The sequence below is a fragment of the Streptomyces sp. NBC_00523 genome (genome assembly GCF_036346615.1).
Classification (GTDB): Bacteria; Actinomycetota; Actinomycetes; order Streptomycetales; family Streptomycetaceae; genus Streptomyces.
Genome location: NZ_CP107836.1, coordinates 4,301,458 through 4,313,852, shown reverse-complemented (window position 1 = coordinate 4,313,852; position 12,395 = coordinate 4,301,458). Strand labels below are relative to the sequence as shown.

Below are 12,395 nucleotides of genomic sequence, written 5' to 3'. Positions count from 1 at the left end.
CCGGCCGGGTCGGTGCGGGGACCCCATTCGGGGCCCCGCGAGCGCGACGGCCCGGCGGTGTCACTGAGGTCGTCGCGCAGAATCAGTGATGAGGAATCCTTGACGGTGCGCATGAAACGCCGAAAAAGCGTGGTGGTGATAGCGGCGGCGACGGCGATGTTCGGCTCGTTGCTGTCCGCCTCCGCGCAGGCCCAGGGGCCCAAGGTCCCCGCCGACGCCGTACAGGGGGGTGAGAGCCTGCCGAAGGCCGGTCATCAGCCCCGCGAGGTGAGCGGGAAGGACCGTGCCGCGGTCCTGGGCGACGCCTACGCCTCCTCCAAGGACGTGGCCCTGTCCACCTCCGGTGACGGCACCGGCTTCCATCTCCTGGCCGGAAAGGAGAAGGACGGCTACGCGTTCACCACGGTGGCCACGCTGCGTGAGACCGGATTCGATTCGGACACCTGGATAGGCAACACGTGTGTCACCGGGTCCGGTGCGTACGCGGCCGTCGCCTACGCGCCCCGGACGTTCACGAACAACCCGGAACTGATGGTGCGCGGCGCGTTCACCGCCGTCGTCGACCTGGGCAGCGGCAAGGTCACCAAGCTGCCGTTCACGGCGTCGCTCGCCTACTTCTCCCCGGGCTGCGGTACGGGGGACGACGTGGTGTTCACCCAGCTGAGCCACGACGGGGACACCGCGCAGCGGACCCGCCTGATCACCGTGGACGCGGCGACCGGCAAGCAGTCCGCGCCGGTGGCCTTCCCGGGGCAGGTCACCTCCGCCGTCCCGACCCGGCACGGCATCGTGGCGGGTCACGGAAACAAGCTCGTCCGGATCAACGGGCGGAAGGAAACCGTCCTCGCCACGACGAAGCACGTGCCGTTCCAGATCGCGGCCGACAGCGGCGACGGCGTGACCTTCATCGACCGGGAAGCCGACGCCGGGAAGAAGGCGACGGCGAAGTCCTGGGCCAAGCACCTGGACTCCGGACAGGTCAAGGGCGGCCGGACCAGCCCCAGGACGGTGGCCGAAGGAAAGCTGGCCGACTGGGACCTGTCGGCCACCCCCGGCGGCACGGTCTTCCTCACCGGGAAGGCCAAGAGCAAGGGGAAGCTCCCCCGCTCGGTGCGGAACCCGGGGCAACTCGCCAAGGGCGCCCGCATGTCGAGCCTCGGCCACGCGGGCGTCTCCACGTCCTGGGCCGACGGCAGAACCAGCATGATCACGCCCGACGAGGCCCAGCAGGCCCGCGACGCGCGCATCACCCTGGACGTCGTCGCCACCGGCAAGCACACCGAACTGGACGCCACCCCCCGGCTATCGGCGGAGAAGGCAGCGGCCGGCGCCGAGCCCTCCCCGGCCCTCGGCGTCCCCTCCGGGAAGAAGCCGTCGGCCGGTCCCGGCAACGACGGCATGTCCGCCCAGAGCTTCCGTACGCAAGCACTGGCCGCGTCGCCGACCGGGCCCAGCGAGGGCACCGATGAGCGCTACTGCGCGGTGGCCCGCAACGACGTACGCAAGCAGGCGTTCCAGCCGACCCCGCGCCAGGTGGAATGGGCCGTGGACCAGGCCGTCGTCGGTGAGCTGCACGTGAACCGGCCGGCGAACTGGAAGAACACCGGCATGGACAGCTACACCCCGCAGGGGCTGTTCCCGCCGATCACCCTGGCCGGCGACCCCAACGGCACCCTCGACAACGAGGACCCGGACGTCACCGACCGGTGGCACATACCCTCGCAGGTGATGCTCGGCGTCACCGCGCAGGAATCCAACATGTGGCAGGCGACCCGCTTCGCCGTCCCCGGCGTCACCTCCAACAGCCTCATCGGCAACTACTACGGCACCCAGTACACCGCCGACGGCGACCAGGCCGACCCCTGGCGCATCAACTTCTCCGAGGCGGACTGCGGTTACGGCATCACCCAGGCCACCGACGGCATGCGGCTCGCGGGCAAGACCAAGGAGGGCGAGACCGCCCTGCCGCCGGCCACGCAGGAAGCGGTCGCTCTGGACTACGCCGCGAACATCGCCTACGGCGTGACCATCCTCTCCCGCAAGTGGAACGATCTCCACGGCCAGGAGATGGCGGTCAACGACGGCCACCCGCAGTGGATCGAGAACTGGTTCTTCGCGCTGTGGGCGTACAACTCCGGCTTCTACCCGGCCGCCGACTCCGGCGGCCACAAGGGCCTCGGCTGGACCAACAACCCCGCCAACCCGCTGTGGAAGGCCAACCGGGTCCCCTTCCTCCAGCACGCGGTGGACCCGCACCTGGACGACTACTCCCACGCCGCGCACCCGCAGGACTGGCCGTACGAGGAGAAGGTGCTCGGCTGGGCCGCGCGTCCGATCTCCGCGATGTTCGGACCCGGTGACTTCAAGCCCGGCTATCTGGCCGCCTGGTGGAACAGCGACCTCCAGCGCGCGGCCGTGAAGCCGCCGCTGGACACCTTCTGCGACGCGTCCAACTCCTGCGATCCGTCGAAGATCTCCGACGGCGACTCCAACGACCCCGGCATGGGCGCCTGCTCTCTGGACGCCGGTGACAGCGACACCAACCCGCACTGGCTGCACTGCTGGTGGGCCAAGTCCGCCGAGTGGAAGGACTGCGACAAGCAGGCCGAGTGCGGCCACCAGGTGCACCGGTTCAACACCAGCTACCCGGAGCAGCCCGACGCCGCCTCGTACCCGCCGAAGTGCAGTAGCGGCCTGCCGTCGAACGCACTGGTGGTGGACGACATCCCGAACGGCACCACGCCGGCGGGCTCGGCCTCACGCGGCTGCGGAGCCGCGCAATCGGACGGCACCTTCACGCTCACGTACCAGGGCTCCGACATCATCGACTCGGAGACCGGGCAGACCGTCACCACCTACCCCGGCAAGATCGACACCCACCAGATCGGCGCGGGCTACGGCAACCACTTCTGGTTCACCCACACCCGGTCCCCCGAGTCGTACCCGCCGCCGGGCGACCGGATGAAGGTGACCGGGACCTGGAAACTGGGCAAGAAGATCACCGCCTACAGCGGCCAGGCCAAGGTCTATGCCTTCATCCCCGACCACGGGGCGCAGACCTCCAAGGCCGAGTACCGCATCAAGCACTCCGCCGGCGAGACCGTGAAGGCGATCGACCAGAGCTCCAACCAGTCCAACAAGTGGGTGGATCTCGGCGCGTACTTCTTCAACGACATGACCCCCGAGGTCAGCCTGCACAACTTCAACGGGGGTGACGGTTCCGCGGACATCGCCTTCGACGCCCTCGCGTTCGTGCCCGGCGACTACTCCGGCATCCCCGAGGACCTGACCTTCGGCGACCCGGACATCACGGCCCCGGACCCGGCCCCGGTCGAGCCGCCCCAGAGCATCTCGGGCGACTACTTCAGTGTGCTTCCCACCGTCTCCGGTCTCCCCGGCGCGGCGCGCTCCGTGACCGGCTCGGAGGGGCTGCACCTGTCGTCCACGCCGGCGACGGACCTCAAGTCCGCCAAGACGTCGAGCGGTTCGGCGTCCACCCTGTCCGCTCTGAGCTGCTCCATCGGTACGAGGTCCCTGGACTACACCCGCACCGACGCGTGCCTCGGGGACGACCTGCAGTTCAGGGGGACCACGACCGGCACGCCGAAGGCGAGCTTCGACCTCCGGCACGAGTTCACGCTCGACCCGGACAGCGACACCTTCACCCAGACCGTGTCGGTCAAGCTGACGTCGATGTCCATTCCCACGCTGACCCTGGACATCGACTTCGGCTGCCGCGGCTACTGCGAGAAGCAGTCTCCGGTGTGGAGCGGTTCGCCCACCTTCGTCGCGGGCGACCTCCACACGGCCACGGTCACCCAGAAGATCAAGTGGAACAACACCACCGATGACCAGGGCCGGATCAGCCCGTACCTGACGGTCAAGGGAACCGCGGCCGGTGACACCAGCAACCCGATGACGGCTGAGAAGTCGGAGCTGGACGTCCGGTGCGACCGTGACGTGAAGGCCACTCCGGGCTGCGTCTTCAGCGCGTACAAGCCGACGTACGTCATGAACGAGAAGAAGTTCCCGGCGGCGGCCGCGCACGCCTGGCTGATCCAGAACAAGCTGCCCGGCCACTACGGGCTGCGGGGCAACAACCCGTTGACCTTCCTGACCGACGACGTCCTCGTGCCCGATCCGCCGACGAGCAAGAAGAGCATCGTCAGCCACAACCGCGACGTGATCTGCCCGACGGCATGGGAGCGCAACAAACTGGCGACGCTGTCACCCGAACTCGGCGCGAACGACAAGCCCAGTTGCGACGAGTTCCCCTTCGCGGCGAGCTGGCAGAGCGCCGCGACACCGAAGAACTGGGGCGGGAAGAACCTGAAGCAGGTCACCTCGGGCGAGGAGTGCCTGAACACGATCGCCATCCGCGGTACGGACGGACGGTGGAGGCTCCAGCCCGACCCGCGGTCCCACGTGCCGACCTGGACCGAGCCCTGTGGACGTTCCAGCATGTCGAACAACCAGAACACCCAGTCCATGAGCTACATGCCGGGCTGGCGCAAGCAGAACCGAGTCCTCGAAGGAGACAACTACTGGCTGGAGGCCAAGCGCCCCTCGTGACCGCTTGACCCGGACCGAAGCAGGGGCCCGGCCGCCATGGCCGGGCCCCTGTGGCGTACGAACGCCAGGCTAGGGTGCCAGCCATGGACGATGGAATCGCGTGGCTGGACGACGAACTGGGCCGGGACGGCTACTCCCTCACCCTGGTGAAGGGTGTCACCCCCGAAACTCTCGCGGGGTACCTGGGCGCACGGCCGGGCACGCTCCTCGATCCGGACTCCACCCCGGGGGTCCTGGAGTTCTTCCACGGAGCCGGGTCCTCGAAGCTGCCGGACTGGGCGATGGTGGGCGAGGCGGCGGGCGCCTGGTCGTTCGCCCTGGAGACACCCGAGGCGGGGCACCGCGACGACCGGCTGGCCCCCGGCCGGGACCTCAGGGCCCGCCACACGGTCGTGGACATCCTGGACACCACCATGGACCCCCCGGCCGTCACGGTGACCGTGAACGGCGAGACCGAGTGGATGATGCGGGAGTACGGCACGGACGACATCGATCATCCGGTGAGCCGGCGCCTGGTCGCGGAGGCCGGTTTCCTCGCCCACCCGCACGGCGTCTTCCGGGACGACGCGTCCGAGGACACCGGAATGCCGGACGTCTACCGCATCCTGGGCGACCACTACGGCCTGTCCCTGCCCCGGGCCGCCGTGACGCGGAACCGCCTGCCTCACGTCTTCACGGAGCCCAGGACCCTCCTCCACACGGACGCCCGCTGCCCGGCCTGCGGCGAGACCCGGATGCTCCCCTACGGCGACGGTACGGAGGAGCCCCGGCTGGTCTGCGTCTACTACAAGGTCCGCGACGTCCCCGGCCACCCGCCGCAGGGGTGCCCGGGCGAGGTCACGGGCGCGGTGCGCGGGGAGCCCAACCCGAAGTACGAGAACCTTCGCCTGCCCGGAGCCTCCTGAGGAACCGCCGCCCGCCTCAGTCCGCCGTCGCCCCCAGCGCCCGCAGCACGTGGTCCACCAGCTTCCCCACGTCCTCCGCGTCCTGCATCGGCTTGCGGAGCACATGGCGGTAGTACAGCGGGCCGTAGAGCATCTCGACCGCGAGATCCAGGTCCGCGTCCGGGGGGATCTGGCCCCGTTCCTGGGCGCTCCGCAGCCGGCCGACCGCCTCCTGGAAGCGGGGGTCGATGAGCTGCGTGCGAACCGTTTCGGCCAGCTGGTCGTCGTGGTGGAGCTCCGAGAGGATGCCCGCGTAGGCCGGGCCGAAGGGGGGTACGGCGAGGACGTTCACCGCGCCCGTGAGGTGGGTGCGCAGGTCCTTCGCGATGTCGCCGGTGTCCACGAACGGGGTCGCCGAGACCAGCATCTCCGTAAAGGCTTCCAACAGGACCGCGCTCTTCGACGGCCACCAGCGGTAGATCGTCTTCTTGCTCACGCCCGCCCGCGCCGCGATCGCCTCGACCGTGACCCGCCCGTAGCCCCTCTCCGTACAGAGGTCGAGGGCGGCTTGCAGGGTCGCCCTGCGTGAGCTCTCGCTCCTGCGCAGTGAACTCGGCGATGTGTTCATTCGGTGAGCATAGGACTGTTTGAGCCAAACCTTATTGACAGTGCGTCGCTACAAGTCGAACAATGCTCTGGCGGAAACGGAACGTACCGTGTCGGCTCGTTCCCTCTGTTTTCCGCGCCGTTCGTGCCGTTCGTGCCGCGACGAGCCGATCGGGGGACGGCTCGCCGGCCGACGGTACGGGCGCCGGTCCCCGTCACGCCGTGATGTCCTTCGTGGTGAACCGGGCCCAGGCCGCAGAGCCGAACACCGCCACGTACAGGCCCTGGAGTTCGAGGTTCTTCAGCAGCTCGTCCCAGTAGACGGGCTCCCGCAGCAGGTCCGCGAAGGACAGCCAGTAGTGCGGGAAGAGGTAGGGGTGCACCCCGCTCAGCTGGGGGATGGTGTCCACGATCTGGACGGTGATCAGCACGCCGACCGTCGCCGCCATCGCCGCGATGCCACTGTTCGTGAGCGTCGAGACGAACAGTCCGAGCGCCGCGAAGCCGGTCAGGGACGCCGCCACGAAAACCGCGACGACCCCCGCCCGCACCAGGCCCTCACCGAAGCCGATCGTCGTCCCCGAGATCGTCGTGACGTCGCCCACCGGGAACAGCAGCGCGCCCACCGCCAGCGCCGACGCGGCCACCACGAGGGTCGCGACCAGGCAGAAGCCGAGTGTCGCGGCGTACTTCGCGAGCAGCAGCCGTGTCCGGCCGGCCGGGGCGACCAGCAGATAGCGCAGGGTCCCCGCGTTGGCCTCGCCCGCGATCGCGTCGCCCGCGATGACGCCGACCGCCATCGGCAGGAAGACGGGGAGCGTCGCGGCGAGCGCGGCGAAGACCAGGAAGAGCCCGTTGTTGGTCACCTGGGACAGGAAAGCCGGTCCGCCGCCGCCTCCCCCGGCCCCCGCCGATGAGCCGTCCGCCGTCTCGATGCGCACGGCGATCCCGATCAGGACGGGAACGGCCGCCAGCACACCGACCAGCGCGAGGGTGCGCCAGCGGCGCAGGGTGGTGACCAGCTCGGAGCGGAGGATGCCGAGGGTCCGGAGGGGGTTTCGGGCGGCGTCCGCGCGGACGGGGCTCTCGGCCTCCGCGTCCGGCTCCTCGGCAGCCCCGGCCGCCCCCTCAGCTTGCGACATCGAATCCCTCTCCCGTCAGGGCCACGAACGCGTCCTCCAGCGAAGCCCGCTCCACGCCGAACGCGCGCACCCGGACGCCCGCCCGCACCAGCGCCGCGTTGAGATCGGCCGGATCGACCGTGCCCGGCGGGGCGTCGGCGCGGATCCGGTCGCCGTCCACCGTGATGCCCGTGACGCCCTGCTCCTTCAGCACCCGCGCCGCGTCCGCCGGGTCCGGCGTGGTGACCGCCAGGCGGCCGCCCGTGGCCAGGCCCGCGACCGGCCCCTGCGTGAGGAGGCGGCCCCGGGCCATCACCGCCGCGTGCGTGCAGACCTGCTCGATCTCGTCCAGGAGATGGGAGGACAGGAAGACCGTGGTGCCGTCCGCCGCCAGCTCCCGGACCAGGGCGCGGATCTCGCGCATGCCCTGCGGGTCCAGGCCGTTGGTCGGCTCGTCCAGCACGAGGAGCCGGCGCGGCCGGAGCAGGGCGGCGGCGAGGCCGAGGCGCTGCTTCATGCCCAGCGAGTACGCGCGCGCCTTCTTGCCGGCCGCCGGGGCGAGCCCGACCCGGTCCAGCGCGTCCCCGACCCGGGCGGCGCGGGTGCGCGGGTCGGCGGTGGGGTCGGCCCGGTCGAACCGCAGGAGGTTGTCCCGGCCGCTCAGGAACCCGTACAGCGCCGGGCCCTCGATCAGCGCGCCGACCTCGGGGAGCACGGTGCGCGCGGCGGCCGGCATGGGGCGGCCGAGGACGCTCGCGGTGCCGGAGGTCGGGGCGATCAGGCCCATGAGTATCCGGATGGTGGTGGTCTTGCCGGAGCCGTTGGGCCCGAGGAAGCCGAAGACGCTGCCGCCGGGCACGGTGAGGTCCAGCCCGTCCACGGCGAGCTGGCCGCCCCGGTAGCGCTTGGTCAGGCCGCGCGTCTCGATGACGGGTGCGGTGCCGGGCGCCCCGGGCTGCCCGAGGGGCTCGGCGTCGGACCCTGCCATGCGTGCTCCCCACTGGTCGTACGGTCGCGCCCGCCCCGCCGCGCGGCACGCACGGCGGGGCGGGCGCAGGAGCGTCAGCCCGCGTTGGCGGCGGCGACCAGCGCGTCCTTGGTGACCGCGCCCACGTAGACGCGGCCGTCGTCCGTCATCAGCGCGTTGATCAGGCGGGTCTTGAAGACCGTGCCCGAGCCGAACTTCCCGCTGACCTTGTCGCCGAACGCGTCCAGGAACTGCTGGGCCTCGGCCGGGACGCCCTTCGACGCCTTGGACGGCAGCGCCGCGCCGCCGGGCGTCTTGAACTCGGCGATGCTGTTCCAGCCCTTGCCGATGATCTTCGGGGCGCCCTCGCCCTCGAACTTGCCCAGGTCGCCCTGGGCCTTCTCGGCGGCCTTGCGGGCCTCCTTCTGGTGGCCCTCGGCCTTGGCGTCGTCGGCCTCGGTGACCTTCGCGCCCTTGGGCGGGGTGAAGGCGAACGAGGACGCGGCGGGCTTCCCGAAGTCGACGGAGGTGAACCCGGCGTCCACGACCGCCTTGCCGCCGCTGCTGGGCTGCAGCGTGAACTTCAGCGGCACGCCGTTCTCCGCATCCACTGCGACGGTGATGGAGCCGACCGTGGAGCCCTTCTGCTCGGGCTTGAGGACCAGGCGGTACGCGTCGCGCCCGGCGACCCGCGCGGTGCCGTCGACCGAGACGGACGTGGTGCCGTCGGCGGCCTTCAGCGCCTCCTCGGCGAGCGCCTTCGGGGTGGTCGGGACGCCCTCGGGGGCGGCCTGCTCCTTGCCGTGCGGCGCCTTGCCCTTGCCCTTGCCGTCCGCGTGGTAGACCTCGTTGGAGCCGCTGTCGTAGGCCCAGACGTCGTCGCCGTTGTGGATGAGGCTGTACTCGGACGCCTGGTCCAGGACGGACAGGCGCTGCTTGTCGGGGCCGTCGGCGGCCACCCGGAGGGTGTGCGTACCGGAGGCCAGCTCGGTGAGCTTGGACTGCGGGTCGGCGCTCGATCCGCCCTTGCCGCCGTCGCCGCCCTCGGCCGCGCCGGACAGGAAGGAGCCGGCCAGGCCGCCCATGGAGGGGATGCCCAGGTCCGTGCTGATCTTCACCGTGCCGGAGAACCGCTCGGTGTCCGAGGCGGCGATCTTCTCGATGAGTTCCTGAGCGGTGATCTTCGGCAGATCGGGGTCGCCCGAGCTGGCGAGCGCCGGGACCAGGCCGATCGTCGCGGCCGCCACCCCCGCCACCGCTACGGGGACGATGTAACGCGCGGCCTTGCGGCGGCCGGCGGGCCTCCGGGCGGCCGTGCCGTTGGTCTCCGCGCTGTCGTTCGGTGCCATGTGTGCCCTACCTCCGTGGTCGGCGGCTTCCGTCGGGATGCACTCGTCCACTCCGTGCCGCCATTCTCACCCGTTTTGGTCAGGAGTGGTTGTTCTCCATCTGACCAAATCGGGCGGCCCGAAGCGTCAGCCCCCGGGAGCAACCTCGCGTACCTCTTCGGTATGACGGTGGAGGGCCATTTCTCCGCCGTCCAGTAGGGGTTGGGCGGTCACCGGCTCCGGGTCCGTCAGCCGGCGCGGTGGACCACCGCGTCGCACATCTCTTCCAGGGCGAGCTTCGCGTAGCACTCGGGCAGCGGCTTCAGCGCGGCCCGCGCCTCCTGGGCGTACCGGACGGTGTCCTGCCGGGCCCGGGCCAGCGCCGGGTGGGCGCGCAGCAGGCGCAGCGCCTCCGCGAGCCGGTCCGGGTCGCCGAGGTCGCCGTCGAGCAGCTCCACGAGGGCCAGGTCGTCGGGCTTGCCGTCCGCCGCGGCCTGCGCCCGGAGGTGGAGGACGGGGAGGGTCGGAATGCCCTCCAGGAGGTCCGTGCCGGGGGTCTTGCCGGACTCGTGGGAGTCCGACGCGATGTCCAGGACGTCGTCGGCGAGCTGGAAGGCCACGCCGAGCCGTTCACCGTACTGGGTGAGGATGTCCACCGCGGAGTCGTCGGCGCCGGACATCAGCGCGCCGAAGCGGCAGGCGACGGCGATCAGGGAGCCGGTCTTGCCGCGCATCACTTCGAGGTAGTGGTCGACCGGGTCGCGGCCGTCGCGCGGGCCCGCGGTCTCCAGGATCTGGCCGGTGACCAGGCGCTCGAACGCCTCCGCCTGGATGCGGACGGCCTCCGGGCCGAGGTCGGCCAGGATGTGCGAGGCGCGGGCGAAGAGGAAGTCGCCGGTCAGCACGGCGACCGAGTTGCCCCAGCGGGAATTGGCGCTGTCGACCCCGCGCCGTACATCTGCCTCGTCCATGACGTCGTCGTGGTACAGCGTCGCGAGGTGGGTCAGCTCGACCACGACGGCCGCGGGCACCACGCCCGGCGCCTCGGCGTCGCCGAACTGGGCGGCGAGCATCGCGAGGAGCGGCCGGAACCGCTTGCCGCCCGCGCGCACCAGGTGCTGGGCGGCTTCGGTGATGAAGGGCACGTCGCTCTTGGTGGCATCGAGCAGGCCCGACTCGACAGCAGCCAAACCGGCCTGGACACCGGCTTCAAGAGCCTGGTCCCGCACGCTCAGTCCGAACGGCCCGACGACGGTCACGAGGGGATCTCCTGTCTGCTGACGATCACACGGAATGTCGATGTGTCGTTGTCACCACTCAAGTCAGCGTATCCGGTCCCCTTTGGATCACCGTGGGCGCCTTCCCGCCACCGCCGGTATGTTCGGGATCAGCTCATACGATCAGGAGTTGCCGCTTTGTCCCACACAGCAGCAGACACCGAACCGGCGCAGCCGCCCCCGGCCGACGACCACGCCTTCTTCGGCCAGCCACGGGGTCTGATGACCCTGTCCGGCCTGGAGGTATGGGAGCGGTTCTCGTTCCTCGGCATGCAGGCGATCCTGGTCCTCTACTTCGCGGACACGGTCGCCAACGGCGGCATGGGCATGGAGGCCGGTACCGCCGCCTCCGTCTCGGCCGCGTACGGCACGCTCGTCTATCTGGTCTCGGTGGCGGGCGGCTGGCTGGCCGACCGCATCCTCGGCTCGTACCGGGCGGTGCTGTACGGCGGCATCCTGATCGCCTGCGGGCACTACGCCATGGCGGTGCCCACCGACGCGATGACCTGGGTCGGCCTCGGCCTGATCAGCGCCGGTACGGGGCTGCTGAAGCCCAATGTGGCGACGATGGTCGGCAAGCTCTACCGCACGGACGACGAGCGCCGGGACGCGGGCTTCGCCCTCTATTACATGGGCATCAACATCGGCGCGCTCCTCGGTCCGCTGATCACCGGCTGGCTCGGTGACCACGCCAGCTGGCACTGGGGCTTCTCGGCCGCCGCCTTCGGCATGACGCTGGGCCTCATCCAGTACGTGGCGGGCCGCCGTCACCTGGCCGGGCGAAAGCACGCCGCCGAATACGCGCTGGCCCCCGGACCCATGCGCCGGGCGGTCCTGCTCATCGCCGTCGGGGCGGTCGTGGTGGCGGCCGTGGCGACCGCGCTGGCCCTGGCGGGCTGGCTGACCATGGACCGCTTCGTGGACCTGCTCACCCTGATCTCCGTGATCGCACCCGTCGTCTACTTCGTGGTGATGTTCCGCAGCCCCCGGGTCACCGCCGAGGAGCGCGGCAGGCTGCGCCCGTACGTGGTGCTGTTCCTGGCGTCCGTGGTGTTCAACTTCATCCTCTTCCAGGCGTACTCGACGATGATGCTGCTCGCGTCGACCAACGCCCGTACGGAGATCTTCGGCTTCCACTTCCCGGCGAGCTGGTACGCCTCCGCGCTCGGCGCCTTCGAGGTGCTGCTCGCCCCGGTGGTCGCGGCCGTCTGGGCGAGGATGGGGCCGCGCCAGCCGCACGCGTCCAACAAGATCGCGATCGGGGTCATCCTCGGCGGTCTCTCCTTTCTGCTGATGGTCCTGCCCACCTCCGGGCACTCCGGCGACACCTACAAGATGGCCGCCTGGTGGATCGTCGGCTCCTATCTGCTGCTCGGGCTCGGCGACATCCTGCTGGAGACCTCCGGCATGTCGGCGACCACCAAGCTCGCCCCGAAGGCGTTCGCCAGCCAGACCATGGCCCTCTGGTTCCTCTCGCTGGCCCTCGCCAACGGCATCCAGGCCCAGATCGTGAAGCTGTACGGCGAGGTGTCCAACCCCGCCTACTTCGGTGTCAACGGCGCCGTCGCGGTGGTGGCCGGCGTGGCCGTCATCGCCGCCGCACCCTGGCTCAGGCGCACGATGCACCCCGTCCACTGAGG

8 protein-coding genes are annotated in these 12,395 nt (G+C 70.6%); 3 read left to right on the top strand and 5 right to left on the bottom strand.

Annotated features, from left to right (window positions below; translation table 11 throughout):
* Positions 1-111: 111 nt before the first annotated feature.
* Together OHS17_RS19600 and OHS17_RS19595 are read left to right on the top strand one after the other, a co-directional pair.
* Positions 112-4,572 carry a golvesin C-terminal-like domain-containing protein gene (locus tag OHS17_RS19600; protein ID WP_330313234.1) on the top strand — a complete coding sequence of 1,487 codons (4,461 nt, stop codon included), beginning with the start codon at positions 112-114 and terminating at the stop codon, positions 4,570-4,572.
* 83 nt (positions 4,573-4,655) lie between these two features.
* Positions 4,656-5,477: a hypothetical protein gene (locus tag OHS17_RS19595; protein ID WP_330313233.1), complete on the top strand. Its 822-nt coding sequence runs from the start codon at positions 4,656-4,658 to the stop codon at positions 5,475-5,477.
* Positions 5,478-5,493: 16 nt separating this feature from the next.
* Here the strand turns inward: OHS17_RS19595 and OHS17_RS19590 are convergent, their stop codons facing one another.
* The 5 genes from OHS17_RS19590 to OHS17_RS19570 form a co-directional block, all read right to left on the bottom strand.
* Complete coding sequence (locus OHS17_RS19590) at positions 5,494-6,084, bottom strand: TetR/AcrR family transcriptional regulator (RefSeq protein ID WP_018101320.1); 591 nt, start codon at positions 6,082-6,084, stop codon at positions 5,494-5,496.
* Between the two features lie 193 nt (positions 6,085-6,277).
* Positions 6,278-7,204, bottom strand: a complete 927-nt coding sequence (locus OHS17_RS19585) for an ABC transporter permease (RefSeq protein ID WP_330313232.1) — start codon at positions 7,202-7,204, stop codon at positions 6,278-6,280.
* The gene (locus OHS17_RS19580) at positions 7,191-8,171 is read right to left on the bottom strand and encodes an ABC transporter ATP-binding protein (protein WP_330313231.1); all 981 of its coding nucleotides are present in this window, start codon (positions 8,169-8,171) and stop codon (positions 7,191-7,193) included. Before OHS17_RS19580 ends, OHS17_RS19585 begins: the two co-directional genes overlap by 14 nt.
* Positions 8,172-8,245: 74 nt before the next feature.
* Complete coding sequence (locus OHS17_RS19575; RefSeq protein WP_330313230.1) at positions 8,246-9,499, bottom strand: LolA family protein; 1,254 nt, start codon at positions 9,497-9,499, stop codon at positions 8,246-8,248.
* Positions 9,500-9,726: 227 nt separating this feature from the next.
* Positions 9,727-10,737: a polyprenyl synthetase family protein gene (locus OHS17_RS19570; RefSeq protein WP_161206734.1), complete on the bottom strand. Its 1,011-nt coding sequence runs from the start codon at positions 10,735-10,737 to the stop codon at positions 9,727-9,729.
* 156 nt (positions 10,738-10,893) lie between these two features.
* Here OHS17_RS19570 and OHS17_RS19565 point away from each other — a divergent pair, with 156 nt between their 5' ends.
* On the top strand, positions 10,894-12,393 hold the full coding sequence (locus tag OHS17_RS19565; RefSeq protein ID WP_330313229.1) for a peptide MFS transporter: 1,500 nt from the start codon (positions 10,894-10,896) through the stop codon (positions 12,391-12,393).
* Positions 12,394-12,395 lie beyond the last annotated feature (2 nt).